18 protein-coding genes and 1 tRNA gene are annotated in these 17,299 nt (G+C 46.2%); 5 read left to right on the forward strand and 14 right to left on the reverse strand.

The genetic code is table 11. From position 1 onward, the window contains the following. Positions 1-21: 21 nt before the first annotated feature. Genes AOC07_RS05220 through AOC07_RS05235 form a run of 4 tightly spaced genes read right to left on the reverse strand, consistent with a single transcriptional unit; the run spans position 22 to position 4,062 of the window. Positions 22-669 carry a phosphatidylserine decarboxylase gene (locus AOC07_RS05220; RefSeq protein ID WP_215292002.1) on the reverse strand — a complete coding sequence of 216 codons (648 nt, stop codon included), beginning with the start codon at positions 667-669 and terminating at the stop codon, positions 22-24. A gap of 42 nt (positions 670-711) precedes the next feature. Beyond that, complete coding sequence (ilvC, locus tag AOC07_RS05225; protein WP_215356921.1) at positions 712-1,728, reverse strand: ketol-acid reductoisomerase; 1,017 nt, start codon at positions 1,726-1,728, stop codon at positions 712-714. 55 nt (positions 1,729-1,783) lie between these two features. Next, positions 1,784-2,275 (reverse strand): acetolactate synthase small subunit, encoded by a 492-nt coding sequence (ilvN, locus tag AOC07_RS05230; RefSeq protein ID WP_215292005.1) that lies wholly within the window; start codon positions 2,273-2,275, stop codon positions 1,784-1,786. Continuing rightward, positions 2,275-4,062 carry an acetolactate synthase 3 catalytic subunit gene (locus AOC07_RS05235; protein ID WP_215356923.1) on the reverse strand — a complete coding sequence of 596 codons (1,788 nt, stop codon included), beginning with the start codon at positions 4,060-4,062 and terminating at the stop codon, positions 2,275-2,277. Before AOC07_RS05235 ends, ilvN begins: the two co-directional genes overlap by 1 nt. 192 nt (positions 4,063-4,254) lie before the next feature. On the opposite strand from AOC07_RS05235, the gene AOC07_RS05240 reads away from it, so the two are divergent. Genes AOC07_RS05240 through AOC07_RS05255 form a run of 4 tightly spaced genes read left to right on the forward strand, consistent with a single transcriptional unit; the run spans position 4,255 to position 6,475 of the window. Next, entirely contained in the window at positions 4,255-4,824 is a 570-nt protein-coding gene (locus AOC07_RS05240) for an RNA polymerase sigma factor (protein ID WP_215356925.1), read from the forward strand. Continuing rightward, positions 4,821-5,282, forward strand: a complete 462-nt coding sequence (locus AOC07_RS05245; protein ID WP_215292008.1) for a DUF3619 family protein — start codon at positions 4,821-4,823, stop codon at positions 5,280-5,282. Before AOC07_RS05240 ends, AOC07_RS05245 begins: the two co-directional genes overlap by 4 nt. Before the next feature lie 14 nt (positions 5,283-5,296). Continuing rightward, complete coding sequence (locus tag AOC07_RS05250; RefSeq protein ID WP_215356927.1) at positions 5,297-5,914, forward strand: DUF3106 domain-containing protein; 618 nt, start codon at positions 5,297-5,299, stop codon at positions 5,912-5,914. Positions 5,915-5,938: 24 nt separating this feature from the next. Then, complete coding sequence (locus AOC07_RS05255) at positions 5,939-6,475, forward strand: RDD family protein (protein ID WP_215292010.1); 537 nt, start codon at positions 5,939-5,941, stop codon at positions 6,473-6,475. Here AOC07_RS05255 and AOC07_RS05260 read toward each other — a convergent pair. From AOC07_RS05260 to AOC07_RS05290, 7 genes are all read right to left on the reverse strand, one after another. Next, positions 6,458-8,908 (reverse strand): ABC transporter permease, encoded by a 2,451-nt coding sequence (locus AOC07_RS05260; protein ID WP_251371633.1) that lies wholly within the window; start codon positions 8,906-8,908, stop codon positions 6,458-6,460. The two genes, AOC07_RS05255 and AOC07_RS05260, sit on opposite strands and share 18 nt — an antisense overlap. A 29-nt stretch (positions 8,909-8,937) precedes the next feature. Then, the gene (locus AOC07_RS05265) at positions 8,938-9,723 is read right to left on the reverse strand and encodes an SDR family oxidoreductase (protein ID WP_215356930.1); all 786 of its coding nucleotides are present in this window, start codon (positions 9,721-9,723) and stop codon (positions 8,938-8,940) included. Between the two features lie 28 nt (positions 9,724-9,751). Next, entirely contained in the window at positions 9,752-10,378 is a 627-nt protein-coding gene (locus AOC07_RS05270) for a membrane integrity-associated transporter subunit PqiC (protein ID WP_215356931.1), read from the reverse strand. Then, positions 10,375-11,307, reverse strand: a complete 933-nt coding sequence (locus AOC07_RS05275) for an MlaD family protein (protein WP_215292014.1) — start codon at positions 11,305-11,307, stop codon at positions 10,375-10,377. Before AOC07_RS05275 ends, AOC07_RS05270 begins: the two co-directional genes overlap by 4 nt. Next, the gene (locus AOC07_RS05280) at positions 11,304-12,071 is read right to left on the reverse strand and encodes an ABC transporter ATP-binding protein (RefSeq protein WP_215292015.1); all 768 of its coding nucleotides are present in this window, start codon (positions 12,069-12,071) and stop codon (positions 11,304-11,306) included. Before AOC07_RS05280 ends, AOC07_RS05275 begins: the two co-directional genes overlap by 4 nt. Then, positions 12,071-13,234 (reverse strand): ABC transporter permease, encoded by a 1,164-nt coding sequence (locus tag AOC07_RS05285; RefSeq protein WP_215292016.1) that lies wholly within the window; start codon positions 13,232-13,234, stop codon positions 12,071-12,073. Before AOC07_RS05285 ends, AOC07_RS05280 begins: the two co-directional genes overlap by 1 nt. Before the next feature lie 159 nt (positions 13,235-13,393). Further along, positions 13,394-13,470 (reverse strand) — tRNA-Arg (locus AOC07_RS05290). Positions 13,471-13,488: 18 nt separating this feature from the next. On the opposite strand from AOC07_RS05290, the gene greB reads away from it, so the two are divergent. After that, on the forward strand, positions 13,489-13,989 hold the full coding sequence (gene greB / locus AOC07_RS05295; protein WP_215356932.1) for a transcription elongation factor GreB: 501 nt from the start codon (positions 13,489-13,491) through the stop codon (positions 13,987-13,989). On the opposite strand, the gene AOC07_RS05300 is transcribed toward greB, so the two are convergent. From AOC07_RS05300 to gmk, 3 genes are all read right to left on the reverse strand, one after another. Next, positions 13,986-16,295, reverse strand: a complete 2,310-nt coding sequence (locus AOC07_RS05300; RefSeq protein WP_251371739.1) for a bifunctional (p)ppGpp synthetase/guanosine-3',5'-bis(diphosphate) 3'-pyrophosphohydrolase — start codon at positions 16,293-16,295, stop codon at positions 13,986-13,988. The genes greB and AOC07_RS05300 overlap by 4 nt on opposite strands. A 108-nt stretch (positions 16,296-16,403) precedes the next feature. After that, positions 16,404-16,607: a DNA-directed RNA polymerase subunit omega gene (gene rpoZ / locus AOC07_RS05305; protein ID WP_011902918.1), complete on the reverse strand. Its 204-nt coding sequence runs from the start codon at positions 16,605-16,607 to the stop codon at positions 16,404-16,406. 45 nt (positions 16,608-16,652) lie between these two features. Next, the gene (gmk, locus tag AOC07_RS05310) at positions 16,653-17,291 is read right to left on the reverse strand and encodes a guanylate kinase (protein WP_215356934.1); all 639 of its coding nucleotides are present in this window, start codon (positions 17,289-17,291) and stop codon (positions 16,653-16,655) included. Positions 17,292-17,299 lie beyond the last annotated feature (8 nt).

Raw genomic sequence — 17,299 nt, forward strand, 5'->3', positions numbered from 1 at the left:
TGTCCTGGTGATAAGTTCTAATCAGTCCAAGCCTGGCAAGCGGGCTAAGGCAGTGTTTGTTGCAAATACTTTATCACCAACACTGACCATTGGCACAGCAGTCAGCGGCAAATAAACATCAACCCTTGAACCAAAACGAATAAAGCCATAGCGTTCGCCCGCTTTAAGGCGATCACCAACATGGATGTAGCAAAGAATACGACGCGCAATAAGGCCTGCGACTTGAACCAAGGTCACAGTCTGCCCATTAGCATCAATGACAACGGCGTTACGCTCATTCTCGGTTGATGCCTTATCTAAGTCCGCATTAACAAATTTACCTGGGAAATATTGAATCTCTTTCACCAGGCCATTAATTGCGCTGCGATTGGAGTGGACATTAAATACATTCATGAAAACACTAATTTTGAGCGCTTCACGACCAGCATACGGATCATTGGCTTTCTCGACCACCACAATCCGTCCATCAGCTGGCGATAAAACCAAATCACGACCTAAAGCAGGAATGCGCTGTGGATCGCGAAAGAACTGCAGAACAAAGATAAAAATGATCCAAAGTGGCCATGACCATGCAATGCCACCTAGAAAGTGAACCAACAAAGTCAGAGCCCCCACTAGCGCTAAATACGGCCAACCTTCTTTCGCAATAATGGGGTGCGGATACATCATCTTTGTTCTGAGCCTTTTGTTTAACTGCTTTTGTTTGAATGCTTAGTTTTTGGTTTGATCAACTAATTTGTTCTTAGCAATCCAAGGCATCATCGCACGCAACTTAGCGCCAACAATTTCAATTTCGTGCTCTGCGTTCAAGCGACGACGAGAAATCAGGGTTGGGGCACCTGCTTTGTTTTCCAAGATAAAACTCTTTGCGTATTCGCCAGTTTGAATATCTTTTAAACACTGACGCATCGCATTTTTAGTTTCTGCCGTTATAACGCGCGGACCAGTGACATACTCACCGTATTCAGCATTGTTAGAGATGGAGTAATTCATGTTAGCAATACCGCCTTCGTAGATCAAGTCAACGATCAACTTAAGCTCGTGCAAGCATTCAAAATAAGCCATTTCTGGAGCGTATCCAGCTTCAACCAATACTTCAAAGCCAGTTTTGATAAGGTCAACTGCACCACCACAAAGAACAGCCTGTTCACCAAACAAGTCAGTTTCAGTTTCTTCGCGGAAGTTGGTTTCAATAATGCCGGCACGGCCGCCGCCATTGGCTGTTGCATAAGAGAGGGCAACATCACGTGCAGAGCCAGATTTATCTTGGTACACAGCGATCAAATGCGGAACGCCGCCGCCTTGTGAGTAAGTACCACGCACAGTATGGCCAGGTGCTTTAGGAGCAATCATGATCACATCTAAATCAGCGCGTGGCTGAACTTGACCGTAGTGAACGTTAAAGCCGTGTGCAAAAGCAAGGGCTGCACCCTGTTTGATATTGCCATGTACTTCTTTGTTATACACATCAGCAATTTGCTCGTCTGGCAACAACATCATGACAACATCAGCATCTTTAACGGCTTCAGCTACCTCTTTTACTGTTAAACCGGCATTAGCAGCCTTGCTCCAAGAAGCGCCGTCTTTGCGCAAACCGACGGTCACATTAACGCCAGAGTCTTTAAGATTCAATGAGTGTGCGTGGCCCTGTGAGCCATATCCAATGATGGTGACTTTCTTGCCCTTAATCAGGGACAAATCAGCGTCTTTATCGTAAAAAACTTTCATGCTCTTTCCTTGTGTTGAAAATGTATTTTGTTGCTTAATGAATCAGTTAAAAAAATTAAACCTTGAGGATGCGTTCGCCGCGCCCAATACCAGATCCGCCTGAACGAACAGTCTCCAAAATCGATGCACGATCAATCGAATCAATAAATGCATCCAACTTAGCACTATCACCAGTTAATTCAATGGTGTAGCTCTTATCCGTCACATCAATAATGCGGCCTCGAAAAATATCAGTCGTACGTTTTAGCTCTTCACGCTCTTTACCAACGGCACGAACCTTAATCATCATGAGCTCACGCTCAATATGAGGACCTTCGCTGAGATCAAACACCTTCACTACCTCAACAAGGCGATTCAAATGCTTAGTGATTTGCTCAATCACATCATCTGAGCCAATGGTAACAATCGTCATACGTGACAAAGAAGAGTCTTCGGTAGGCGCAACACTTAAGGTTTCAATGTTGTAACCGCGAGCTGAAAACAGGCCCACTACGCGCGATAGTGCGCCAGGTTCGTTCTCAATCAATACAGAAATAATGTGTCGCATTAGAGATCCTCGCTACCCAAAAGCATTTCTGTAATTCCTTTGCCCGCTTGAACCATAGGCCAAACGTTTTCTTCTGGATCAGTTTGGAAATCCATAAACACAGTGCGATCCTTCAAGCGAATGGCTTCCTTGAGTGCGCCCTCAACATCAGACTTCTTCTCAATGCGCATACCAACATGACCATAGGCTTCAGCCAACTTCACAAAGTCAGGCAATGAATCCATATAAGAGCTGGAATAACGTTTGTTATAGGTGAGCTCCTGCCATTGACGAACCATACCTAGGTAACGGTTATTCAACGAAACAATCTTCACTGGAGTGTTGTATTGCTTACAGGTAGAAAGTTCCTGAATACACATCTGAATAGAGCCTTCACCAGTAATGGCGAAAACATCTTGGTCTGGAAATGCTTTTTTAATACCCATAGCATATGGCAAACCAACGCCCATGGTACCAAGACCACCCGAGTTAATCCAACGACGTGGCTTATTAAATTTATAGAACTGAGCGGCCCACATCTGATGCTGACCAACGTCAGAGGTGATAAATGCATCACCGCCTGTCAGTTCCCATAACTTCTGAACAACATACTGTGGTTTCACAATTTGAGACGCTTGATCGTATTTCAAGCAATCCTTTTTTCGCCACTCATTAATCTGCTCCCACCATGCGGCAACTTTTTCACCGTTCTTGCGTGGACCAGCAGCTTTAAGTTGCGCGGTCATCTCAACCAATACCTCTTTGAGATTACCAACAATCGGAACATCAACCTTCACGCGCTTAGAAATGACGGAAGGATCAATATCAATGTGAATGATTTTGCGCGGATGACTTGCAAAATGTTGCGTATTCCCGATTACGCGGTCGTCAAAACGCGCACCAATGGCAATCAATACATCGCTGTGTTGCATTGCCATATTGGCTTCGTATGTGCCATGCATACCAAGCATGCCCAAAAACTGTGGGCTTGTGCCCGGGAAGCCGCCAAGACCCATCAAGGTATTGGTGACTGGATAACCTAATAGGTCAGCAAACTCTTTGAGCTCTGGTGCTGCATCGGCCAGAATGATGCCGCCGCCGGTATAAATATATGGTCGCTCTGCTTCTTGCAGCAAAGCTACCGCTTTACGAATCTGACCACTGTGACCTTTTACTACTGGATTGTATGAGCGCATCTCCAGAGTTTCGGGATAAGCGAATGGGCCTTTTGCTGCTGACACATCCTTAGGGATGTCGATCAACACAGGGCCTGGACGACCTGTCTGCGCAATATGAAAAGCCTTCTTCAAAACTAATGGCAAATCTTTAACGTCCTTTACCAAAAAGTTATGCTTCACAATTGGGCGAGTAATACCAACAGTGTCAGCCTCTTGGAATGCATCCTCACCAATTGCATAAGTTGGAACGTTACCGCTGATGATCACCATCGGGATCGAGTCGGTATAAGCCGTAGCAATTCCGGTAACCGCGTTGGTTACGCCAGGACCAGAGGTGACTAATGCAACGCCAACCTTACCGGTTGCACGCGCATAACCATCGGCCGCATGAATTGCTGCTTGCTCATGGCGAACGAGGATATGTTCAAACTTATCTTGCTTAAAAATTTCATCGTAGATAAAAAGAACAGAACCGCCTGGGTAACCCCAAACAAATTCAACCCCTTCTTTGTGCAAAGCTTGCACAAGCATCTCTGCACCAATTATTTCTGGAGGTGCCGCTACGGCATTTGGATTTACTGTGTCTTTGTTAGCTTTAGTAGCTAAAAATTCGGCGCTGCTTGTATTCATTTTCTTTCGTCCTTTGCAATTTTCGGCAAAAAATTGTTTGGTCTGTTCTATCTCCTGCTTGTGGCCTGAGTTCGAACGGCGCTGCTACCGGAAAAACCACTTCTTGAATGAGAATCTAGGTAGTAAGCCTTATATTCTATAGCAATCCCCTAAAATATCCCAATTCTTACCGATTCAGGTCTAATCCATTGCATGGCATCAGCCCAAGAACTATCTGACTTTTTGAGTAGTGTCGAGCATCGCGCTTTCAAGCAAGCGGTGTATGCCGTGCGTGATGATGATGCAGCGATGGATATTGTTCAGGACGCAATGATTAAGTTGGCAGAAAAATATGGCGATCGTCCAGCTGCAGAGCTTCCCTTAGTTTTCACCAGAATCTTGCAAAACCGAATCCATGACTGGTTTCGTCGACAAAAGGTTAGAAACACCTGGGTGACCCTCTTCTCCAATATGGGCAAGAAAAGCGATGAAAGTGATGATTTTGACCCCCTGGAGTCTCTTGCTGCGCCTGATGACAGCGAAATTCACCAAGACGGGGCCCAAAAGCTTGAACAAAGTCAGCTTTTACAGGCTTTGGAGTCAGAAATTGCTAAATTACCTGTACGTCAACGAGAAGCCTTCCTGATGCGTTATTGGGATGAGCTAAGCATTACTGAGACCGCTAAAGCAATGAGTTGTAGCGAAGGAAGTGTCAAAACCCATTGTTCTAGAGCCACTCAGACTCTAGCTAAAGCATTGAAATTAAAAGGAATTACGCTGTGAAATACCTAAATGACCCGCTAACCGAGACCCAAGCAGACCAATTTGGTCGTGCTAGCGCTGCCTTACTTAGTCAGGGAGCCCAGAATCTGCCTACCGGCATTCAAGGTCGCCTCCATGCGGCCCGTATGAAAGCGCTTTCTGTTAGAAAAGCAGAAAAAATACTTGTTCAAAAACCAGTATTTGCAGGCACAGCGGGTAGCTGGAGTTCTGGATCTAATGGGATTTGGGACACAGTGGGTTGGGTAGCACCTTTAGCAGTCCTAGTATTTGGGCTCATTGGCATTGCTCAATGGCAGGATGAATCGCGCATTAACGACATTGCAGAGGTAGATGCGGCGCTATTGTCCGATGATGTGCCACCAGATGCTTATGCAGATAGCGGCTTTTTGGCCTTTCTTAAAAATGGCCCCCTATCTGATTCTGGTGACAACGCTTCAGACTCAGTTCAAAGCAAATAACTACACCCTTATAGATGTCACGTATACCGAAGTTATTCATTGCTAGCGTTTCCATAGCGCTGCTAACGTGCACCTCTCTTTTGGTTAGCTCTCAAGCGCAGGCGGAACCGGCAGCTACTGCTGCCCATGGAAAAGCAGCCGCGATTCCAGAAAAAAAACCAGATGGCACTTGGGAAAACTTAAAGCCTGCACAACAACAAATTCTGGCACCACTCGAGAGTGATTGGGACTATATGCTTCCCGATAGTCGTAAAAAATGGACTCAGGTTGCTAACATCTACCCAAAAATGAGTACGCAAGACCAACAGCGTTTGCAATCCCGCATGACCAGCTGGTCAAACTTATCTCAGAAAGAGCGTCGGATTGCACGGGAGAACTACCTTAGTAGCCTAAAGTTCCCTGCCGAGAAAAAAGCTGAGGCCTGGACTGCATATCAAAAGCTCAGTGATGAACAAAAGAAAAAATTGGCTGACACGGAAGCCAAGAAAAAACCTAATGCCATTAATGCGCCTACACTTCAACAGCATGCAATTAACCCAAACACCACACCACCACCTCCAGCGCCAAAACCCAGAAGCATTCCAGCCGAAGGTGTTCCGCCAGCTGCTGAGACAACCGCCCCTACTAACTAGCCGTCTTTACTCTGAAGCAGCACTATGACGCCTGCTGAACTCAGTGCATTACCCTCACCCCAGTTTTGGCGGCGCGTTTCATGCTCTCTATATGAGCAACTCGTACTTCTTGGAGTTATCGCATTCATTTTTTTATTGCCTAATCTTGGCCTTGGCATCTTATTCGGCGTCTCACTACCAAGCTGGTTAACCTTTTTATATCTCTACACAGTATTAGGCGTTTACTTTGTTTGGTACTGGACAAAATCAGGCCAAACACTAGCCATGCAAACCTGGCGCGTTCGAATGATTGATCAGCAGGGTAATACCCTCAATAGACGTCAAGCCTTGTGGCGCTACATTTATGGCTCTCTGTGGATCATCCCTTGCGTTTTATTGCAGTGGGCATTTCATTTGGAGAAGTGGCAAATCATTGAAATGCTTTTTACAGTAGCCCTCTTTTTTTGGCCACTCACCATTTATTTAGATCGAAGAGAGCCGATGCACAGACAAGGTTTAGCGGATCGCTTTGCAGGCACTCGCCTAGTAGAGCTACCTAAGCAATTAGTGACTCTCTCTTAAGCATTCGATTGCAGTCGCAGTCTGAATTCTTCGGCCAAATCGATAGCCCGCCGCTAGGCAAGCAGTCATCCCAAAACAAATGCCCATGAAGAGTGATTGCGCAAAGGCATTAAATTCAATCTCCATGACATAGCGGCCTAAGGCCCATGCAGCCGCACCTGCTGCAAACCCTGCCAATGTACCCGCAACGACACCAATGACGAGAAGCTCAACACGCGCAATACTTGCCAAGGTCTTTCTTGAGGCCCCGATAGCCTTTAGCAAGGCAGCGTTTCTGAATCGCTCATCCTGAGTTGCCGCAATAGCAGCCATCAGAACCAATACCGCTGCAGCAATCGTAAATGTGAAAAGTAAACCCAATGCAGCAGAAAGTTTATTTAAAACATCTTGTATCTGCCTCAATGAGGCCGAGACATCCACAACCGTAAGGTTGGGATAAGCTTGACTCATTTGAAAATCAAGCATCTCTTGATCTGGCGTTTGATAGTAAGAAGTAATCCATGACTGTGGCAAAACACTTAATTGGGCAGGCGGCATAATGACAAAGAAATTCACCCGCATTGATCCCCAGTCTAATTTACGCAGCGAGGTTATGGGTGCTGTGATTTTTTCTCCTGCTACTTCAAAAGTGAGCTGGTCACCCATTTTCAGTTTTAACGTTTTAGCAATGCCGGTCTCTATCGAGATTTGTGGGCTATCGCCTGCGATCCATTTACCGTCAGTAATGCGATTGCCTGGCGGCAGTTGCTCTGTATAAGAGAGATTAAATTCCCGATCTACTAAACGCTTAGCATTATCTTCTACGAAATCACTAGGAGAAATGTCACGCTGATTGATTGCAATTAAGCGACCTCGTATCATGGGATAAAAGTCTGGGGTTGGCACTCCTGCATTTACCAAAGATTGGGTAATGGCAGACTTTTGCTCGCCCTGGACGTTAATCATGAAACGATTCGGGGCATCTTGTGGAATATTGCCTTGCCAGGTACTCAGCAAGTCTTGACGCAGCAACAAGATCATTAATAGCGCCATTAAGGCTATGCCTAACGCGGTAATTTGCATCACCGCAAAGCCTGAACGCCTGCTTTGTACAGTAATCGCAAAGCGAATGGCAAAGTTCCGTGTCTGAATTTTGGACAATAACTTCAGAATCATCCAAGCACATCCAGAAAAGAGAATAATTGCCCCGCCAAAACTCAGGCCAGCCCAAAAGGCCAACTTCCAATCGCGTGCTGCTAGTGCAATTAAAATGGCGGCGGTCCCCAAACCAATAATCGCTACCCAGATTGCGGAGCGATTGATAGCCTCAAACTCTTTCCGAATCAATCGTATCGGTGAAACTTTCACTAATGCATATAGCGGGGGTCCAGCAAATCCAATTAATAAGAACCAGGCAAAAAGTGAGCTCCAGATAACCGGCCATATCGAGACGCCGGGCAGATTAGTAAGAATTAAATTGCCTAATAAAAAAGTGAGGGCCAGCTGCACTAGATAACCCAATACTGAACCAAGGGCGGCCGCCAAGATCCCTAAACTCAGTAAAGTCATGAGTTGTTTTTTGAGAATAGTAGCAGCCGTAGCACCAAAACATTTCAGGACGGCACACCCGTCTGCTTGTTTAATGGCATAACGCCGCGCTGATAGCGCAATCGCTACTGCTGCAACCATAGCCGTCAATACAGCAATTAAAGACAAGAAGCGCTCTGCCCGCTCCAAGGTCTTGCGCATCAAGGGCTGGGCATTTTCTAGCGTCTCAATCCGTAAGCCCCGCAGTCCTTCTGAATCAATATAGGTCTTTACCCACTTTTCATAAGACTGGACTTGTTCGTCAGCACCAGCAAGCAGTAAACGATAAGTTACCCTGCTACCAAGACCAATTAAGCCTGTTGTGGGTAAGTCGTCCAATGACATCATGACGCGAGGTGCAAAGTTCATGAAGCCTGCGCCGCGGTCAATCTCACGCTCGATCACGCCTGCAATCAGAAATGTTTTCTGCCCAAGCACCATTTGATCACCGAGCTTTGCCTGCAAACTTGCCAGCATGACTGGGTCAAGCCAAACAGAACCAGGAGGCGGCCCGGAATGAAACCTTACATTGCCCGATAGAACCTGTAGCGCACCTCGCAATGGATATGATGGGCTCACCGCCTTCAGTGAAGCCAGCTTGCTAAGGGTCCCAACAGTTGCCATACTCGGGAACACAATCGTTTGCGCTATTTGCAGTCCTCTGCCGCGCGCTTCTAGAAGAAAGTCTTCTGGTATTGGCTGATCTGCAGCAATCAGAATATCTGAAGCAAGTAATTGGCGGGCATCAAACTGAAATGCTCTTTGCATTCGATCAGCTAGAAAACTCACGCTAGATAAGGCGGTTACTGAAAGTGTAAGAGCCACAAACAACCAGACCAGCTCTTGAGAGCGTAGCTCTTGTCTCAAACCCCTAAAGAACCTTGTGATTAAGCGCTTCAAATTGCCTGGATCTGACCGCCATCAACGCGCATGACGGTTCCCGTAATAAAGGATGCATTTTGACTAGCCAAAAAGGCTGCAGCATCTCCATACTCTTTGGGGTCACCATAACGACCCATTGGAATTTGCTTCAGCATCTCTTTCACAACATCATCATAGTTGGCGCCCTCACGCTTTGCTTTCGCTTCATCTAATTGACGTAGACGATCAGTAGCAATCCGACCCGGCATGATGACATTGACTGTAATACCGTCATTAGCAACCTCAGCAGACAATGTTTTTGACCATGCCAGTAGTGCAGCCCGCAAAGTATTAGAGATTGCTAAATTTTTGATTGGGGCAATTGCGCCTGAGGTAGTGCTAGTAATAATGCGGCCCCATTTACGCTGGCGCATGCCGGGCAAAACACGATCGGTAATAGCGATGAGCGAAAGAACCATATCGTTAAAACTTTTTTGCCAGAGCGCAGGATCTTGTCCAGCAGCCAAGGTAGGAGGTGGGCCACCAGTGTTATTAATTAGGATGTCGATTGGACCCAACTCTTGCTCAACCCGGGAGACCATACTATCAATGACAGATGCATCAGAAACATCCCAGCTAAGCGCTAGGGCTTCACCGCCAGCAGCTTGAATCAACTCAACTGATTTTTGTAGGCCCTCTGGATTGCGTCCCGTCACTGCCACCTTGACACCCTCGCGCGCCAACGATACAGCCATGGCTTGGCCTAGACCGCGACTTGATGCCATAACTAATGCAACTTTACCTTTGATTCCTAAATCCATCTTTTCTCCTAGACAGCTTATCTTAGCCTTAATGTCCTAAAGGCTTGGGTAGATTGGCTGCATATTGATCCAACTGAGCTTCATATTCCTTAAAAATCTCAGCCAATGCCTGTTGTTGACCTAATACCAGCGCCTCGGGTGTATTGTCTTTCAGTACCACGCGCTTAGTGTAACGATTAGAGCCAATTAGTGGATTGACCTTAGCCCCGTTTTCTACGGTGAGGAAAAATTCAATACTGACAACTGCCTCAGGCCTTACACGATAGTCGCCGTAGAACTCATTTACTGAAGCTTGCAATGTGTAATAAGGGAAAAAGCTATTGCTCTGCCCAACTGCAGCCGAGAAAATGCCAGACTTATTAATCCATTGACGCTCCGCATTTGAAATCATGTCTGCAGGTAGTGTCGTGTATACGTTATAGAAATCTTTTTCAAAACGTTGATCACCCAGGCGATAAACCAAAGACCGGCCATCGTATGGTGGCGCTACAGAAACAGAGCCAATCTTCAGCCAATAGGCAGTGCGAGCCTTGAGAGCATCTCCGCTGCGCTCAGGATTCACCATAAAACTGTTAGGGACCACAGGAGCGCGGGATGGTAATGCGCAGGCGAATAAAGCTAAGACCGCAAAAGATAGAAGAATGCGTTTGATCATTTTTGAACTCCAGCTTGTCCTTGCGTGCCATTCATGGGCAGCACTATTTTTGGAGGGGGTTCGCCCCAAATCAAACTCGATGGCGATTGACTGGCAATGCGACTAAATTCATTTAGATTCTCGGTGGTTTGCCTGAGATTTTCAATCGTCGCACTAGTGTCCCCTTGAATACTAGTAACTGTTTGCCGTAAGGCCACCATAGTGCCAATTAACTCTCGCATCAAAATATTGAGCTCATCCTGATCTGTTACTTTGGTGATACGCTCGATAATGACATTCAAGGATTGAACTGAACGTATCAGACCCTGATTGCCCTTGCCATCACCAGCCATTAATGAGTTTAGATTGGCCAGAAGTTGATCGAATTTTTTCTGAGTCTCATCAATGTTGGCATTATTGAGAGCGGTAACAAATTTTTGAACGCCTGAAATGATTTCATCGGCTTGATTTGGGAGAGACGGAATAACTGGTTCAGCAGGTATCCAGCTATACGGCAGCGGAGTGTAGCCTGAAGCACCGGTGGAGAAATCGAACTCTACATAATTAACGCCCGTGATCCCCATAGATTTAACGCGCGCGCGCAAATTATTTTTTACAAACTCTTCTATCTGATCTTCGGTTAACTTATCACCAAAAATCTGCATACGCACAACCACATACTGCAGACGCTTTTCAAAGGGAACGTCTTTTTCGTAAATATCGCCAGATAAACCAATCATGGTTACTTGGCCAACCTTCACCCCCCTAAAACGGACTGCAGCTCCTGTATCTAAGCCAGTCACGGACTGCTTAATATAGGTTTCGACCATAAAGGATTTTTCAAACAGCTGCCCTGATCCAAAGATCAAAATAATGGTTATCAGCACTCCGACTGCGGCAAGGACAAAAACGCCTAAACGGAAATAATTTGGGTTTGAATTATTGCTCATGCTACTTCCTTGCTCATCATGCGATTAAAGAATTGATGTACTCGTGGGTCAGGGCTGCTATCTCGTAATACTTTGGGGTCGCCTTGAGCAATAATGCCCTTTGCGCTTTTATCCAACATAATTACCTTATCTGCAATGGCATAAATACTCGCCAACTCATGCGACACAATCACAAAAGTAATGCCTAAATTTTTAGAGAGATCGAGGATCGTGCTGTCGAGATCTGCTGAAGTAATAGGATCAAGACCTGCTGAGGGCTCATCCAAGAATAAAATCTTAGGATCTAGCGCCATGGCCCGAGCAATCGCAGCACGCTTTTGCATGCCGCCACTAATTTCACTGGGCATATAAGTCTCGTAAGGCAAGAGTCCCACTAAATCCAACTTACAACGCGCTAATAAGTCCATCTGATCTTGGGTCAGATTGGTGTACTCCTGCATAAACAGCGTCACGTTATCTAACAGACTCATGGATCCAAACAGAGCGCCCTGCTGATACATTACCCCAAAACTCGTCATGATCTTTTGGCGCTCTGCGCCAAGCGCAGTAGTAATGTTTTCCCCTTCGATTAAAACATTCCCCGATATGGGCTGATACAAACCAAAAAGGTTCTTGAGCAGACTAGATTTGCCACAACCAGAGCCACCTAAAATCACAAAAATCTCGCCGTAATTTACTGAGAAATTAAGATCTTGCAAAAGAATGTTTGCACCGTACCCAACAGTCAGATTCTGAACATCAATCGCGAGTGCGTTCTGATCCATTAAAAGCCCGTCTTATAAGAGATGTATGCAAAGATGCCATCGACCAAAACAATCATGACGATACTACTGACTACGGCACGCGTAGCAGAGATGCCTACTGCTGCAGCACCAGTACCTGTTTGCATGCCACGAAGGCAGCCAACAGCTGAGACCACCACTCCAAACAAGGTAGCCTTAATGAGTCCAGAGCCGATATCTTCAATGGATACTGTCTGTAACATGCCATTCCAAAAGTTAATAAATGGAACCTCATAAGCCAACATAGTCACCATTGAGGAAAAAATACTCACGATGTCAGCAAACAAGGTAAGAATTGGCATTACCAAAATTCCGGCGAGTACGCGAGGAACAACCAAGAAACGGATTGGACTAAGACCTCCGGTTACCAGAGCATCTACTTCACTATTCACAGTCATCGTGCCAATCTCCGCAGCAAATGCTGCAGAGGAACGACCCGCAAGTAAGATGGCGGTAATTAAGGGGCCCATCTCACGCACAATACCAAGCGCTGCTAATGGGCCGACAAAAGAAACTGCGCCGAATTGCTGCATACCAATCGCTGCCTGGAAGGACAGAATGACCCCAATCAGGAAAGAAACTAGCCCGACAATTGGCAAGGCAGCGATGCCAGCCTGGACAGCGGCATCAACAAAATCACCCCAACGTACTTCCCTTGGATGTCGCAAGGACCAAAAAAGATCGTCAGATAAATGCCCTGTAAATGTAATCAAGCCTTTTGCGTCATCGATTAAGTTTTGCGCAGCCATTCCAGTGCTAACCACAAAACTTCTCTTAGGCTTAGCCACTGGTAGCGGGAATAAATCAGTGATTGGATCAAACTCTTTGAGCAAAGGTTCATAGCGAGGATTTAATCCTACGATTGAAAATTTACCGCCAGCTGTTTGTTGGGCTTTTTCAATATCAATTAAAAATGCAATGCCCGAACCATCAAGCGAAGAGATATTGGAAGCATCAAATATCAAAGAATGATTGCCTGAGCTTTTTAGCCAGTTATCTTGTTGTTCACGCACCTGGGTCCATACACTTGCCAATGAATAGACATCCACCATGCCAGTAATAACAACTTTTGCCGTTTCTGCATTAACCGGTACCCACTTTGCAATGGAAGCATCTGCGCTGGGGTTATCTTTACTGATGGTCATTATCAAAAAATGTTTGGCAGGCCTGTGAAGTGCTGATACTCGTGATGATAGGATTTCAACCAAGGGCTCAAAATCATCTTATCCCAACTATAAGGGATCTTGATGAAGGGCAGTAGAAAGTGAAAAGGGCCTAGTTTCTCAACTAGGCCCTCAATATGATGGTGCGGCTGGCAGGAATTGAACCCACGACCCCTTGGTTCGTAGCCAAGTACTCTATCCAGCTGAGCTACAGCCGCAACAGCCATAATTATGCCATGGAAGAGAAAAACTACATTACACCTGCTGGTCACGAACGCATCAAAACCGAGCTTCTACAGCTCTTGAACCTTGATCGGCCCGAGGTCGTAAAGGTAGTTCACTGGGCTGCCTCCAACGGTGATCGCTCAGAAAATGGGGACTATATCTATGGGAAAAAGCGTCTACGGGAGATAGACCGCCGCATACGCTTTCTGAACAAGCGCCTTGAATTTGCCGTAGTTGTCGACAATTTAGCCCGAAAAAATGGGGATAGCGATGCCGAACAAGTCTTCTTCGGAGCTACGGTAACCTACTCGCCAGTCGAGGGGCTAGAGGCTGGAAAGAAGACTGTAATCACTATCGTAGGAGTCGACGAAGTAGATCTTGAAAAGGGTCACGTGAGCTGGGTATCGCCAATCTCTAAAGCGCTAATCAAAGCAAGACTGGGAGATTGTGTTGCAATCCAAACACCAACTGGACCTTGTGAAATTGAAATACTGGACGTTCAATATCTTTAAAGCGATCGGATTCGGGTCACTCGCATCACATCATGATTAGTGCGAAGACTGCGCATGACCTTTGATAGATGCAAGCGATCGTATACCTGGATCGTAAAACGAATGGTGACAGAGTCTTCCTTATAACGATCATCCATCGATACATTCATGATGTTTGAATCTGCAGAAGTAACGCTGCTAGCAACCCTTGCCAACACTCCTTTACCTTGACGGGTATCAATCGCTAAATCTACTTCAAATTCACGATGAACTTCTTTGCCCCACTCGACTTCAACCCACTTTTCACCATCTTTGGATAACATGCGCAAGGCAACCGGACAGTCATTGGTGTGAACTTGAAGTCCCTCACCCTTACCTAGGTAGCCAATAATATTGTCACCCGGTATTGGATGGCAACAAGTCTGAAAACTGATCGAGTTACCTTCACGTCCGTCGACCAAAATAGCCTGACGCTGATGGTGACTCACTTCTGGTGTGGATGCAATCCAGTCGGCTGCACCTAAACGCATTTGATCGCCGCCACCTTCATCATCAATCAATATCTTCAAACGAATAGCCAGCTCTTGAGGTGAGCGGCGACCTAGAGCAATATTGACACAGGCTTCTTCACGGGTTTTATCACCAGTCCAATGCATGAGCTTCTCCCAGATCTCAGGAGACAACAATGCTGCATCAACCCCCTGCTGGCGCAGGCCATTGGCTAATAAACGCTCACCCAGTTGTAATGACTCGGCATAGTGTTTAGTTTTTAAAGAATGTCGAATGGAGGCACGTGCCTTACCAGTGCGTACAAAGGCGAGCCAACCAGGATTTGGTTGTGAATTGGCGGAAGTGATCACTTCAATAATGTCGCCGTTTTTCAGTTCACTGCGTAGCGGTAGTTGTAAGCCATTGATCTTCACGGCAACACAGGTATTGCCCAGATCGCTATGAATAGAGTATGCAAAATCAAGTGCAGTTGCCCCTCTTGGTAGCGCCCTAATTTGTCCCTTAGGCGTAAAGACATAAACTGCATCAGGAAAAAGATCAATCTTGACGTGCTCTAAGAATTCTTGGGAATCACCACTGCTATCCTGAATATCAATCAAAGATTGCAGCCACTGATGGGCACGATTTTGCACCTCACTCATATCTGGCGAACCGTCCTTATAGGCCCAGTGTGCAGCAACACCCGCCTCCGCAACGGCATGCATATCAGCAGTACGAATCTGAAACTCAACCGGGACACCTGATGGCCCCAACAGTGTTGTGTGAAGTGATTGATAGCCATTCAACTTCGGAATCGCAATGTAATCCTTAAACTTGCCAGGCATTGGCTTATAAAGAGCATGCAAAATACCTAATGCCCGATAACACTCGTCAATACTGCCCACCGTGACACGAAAAGCGTAAACATCCAGGACTTGTGAAAAACTGACATGCTTAGTGCGCATCTTGTTATAGATGCTGTACAGCGTTTTTTCACGACCACGCAGATCCACATCGAGATTGGCCTTAGCGAAGGACATGCGTGATGCTTGCAAGATCTTTTCAATGATTTCTTTGCGATTACCGCGCGCCCTTTTTACTGCACCCTCAATGACACGAAAGCGCATTGGCATCGAGTAGCGAAAACTGAGGTCCTGTAAGTCGCGGTAAATAATGTTTAAGCCTAAGCGATGCGCAATTGGGGCATATATCTCAATCGTTTCTGCGGCAACCCTACGACGCTTCTCCATGGGAACTGCATCTAAGGTGCGCATATTGTGCGTACGATCGGCCAGCTTTACTAAGATGACTCGAACATCGCGCGCCATTGCCATGAACATTTTGCGAAAGCTCTCTGCTTGCGCTTCGGCGTGACTTTGGAACTCTAACTTATCAAGCTTGGTTAAGCCCTCTACCAACTCAGCCACCTTGGCGCCAAACCTTTCTACCAAGTCGGCTTTGGTTGATCCGGTATCTTCAATAACATCGTGCAATAAGGCAGCCATAATCGAGGGTGCATCTAAGCGCCAAGTGGCGCAGAGCTCAGCGACAGCGACAGGATGAGTAATGTAAGGCTCGCCGCTATGACGGTATTGACCTAAGTGCGCAGCATCCGAGAACTGAAACGCCTTCTTCACTAACGCAACTTCATCAGGTTTAAGGTAAGCCAGCTTCGAAAGTAAGTTTTCTATCGAAACTACTTGGTGTTTTAACGGTGTACTGGGCGCAGAGGTTGGCCCAAACAAATGACGGCTCGATTGCGCTAGCAATGACGCTAGGATCGATTTTTTACCGCTATCTTTACTGAATGGCTTTGAGGTATCTGTTGGTGTACTCAACAGATCAACTGCAGTGCTTCCAAGGGAGGTCTCTCTGGACGAAAGTCCTCCTACTAATTCCGATGCTTTGGCTGTTCCTAAAGGGAGCTCCACACCGGAACTCCTAAATTACAAAGGTACTTTGGTCAACATGTCACGGTCAGTTACACCAGCAGCAACTTCACGTAATGCAACGACAGTCGCTTTATCTCTGGACTCAACACGTGGGGAGTGACCTTGAACCAATTGACGAGCACGATAAGTCGCAGCCAACACAAGTTCAAAACGATTTGGGATGGTTTTAAGACAATCTTCTACAGTAATACGGGCCATGCTGAACTCACTTAAATTTAGCTTCAATACCTATAGGATAACTGATTAGACCCCAAGCCGCTTTAAAAGGGCTGGATTTCTTGCCATGCTAGGCTCAGAACGAAGGCGGCTGGAGGCCAAAATGTGCTTTAGATCCACCAGGGCCTGATCAAAAGAATCATTGACGACGATGTAATCTGCCTCATGGGCATGCAGGAGCTCGACGTGAGCTGCAGCCAAGCGTCTTTGGATTGTTGCTTCATCATCCTGCCCCCGTTTGCGCAGACGCTCTTCCAAGGCCTCAATTGAAGGGGGAAAGATGAATATCCACTGCACTGATGGAATGAGTTTGCGAATTTGTTGTGCACCCTGCCAATCAATTTCAAGTACGACATCACTACCAGCTTGCATTTGAGATTCAATCCAAGGTTTAGATGTACCATAAAAATGACCATGCACTTGTGCCCACTCCAAAAAGAGATCTTGATCTTTCTCGCGAATAAATTCTTCTTGAGATACAAAGCGATAATTTTTGCCATCCACCTCACCAGGCCTCGGTGCACGTGTTGTGCTTGATAGGGATAATTTCAAGCCTGGATCATCTTGTAACAACGCATCCACCAAAGAAGACTTCCCTGCACCCGATGGAGCGACAATCATTAACATGCTGCCTTGGTAGGATAGATTGTGATTTGGGCTAGTCATAAATCAAT

Source organism: Polynucleobacter sp. UB-Raua-W9 (assembly GCF_018687435.1).
Lineage (GTDB): Bacteria > Pseudomonadota > Gammaproteobacteria > Burkholderiales > Burkholderiaceae > Polynucleobacter.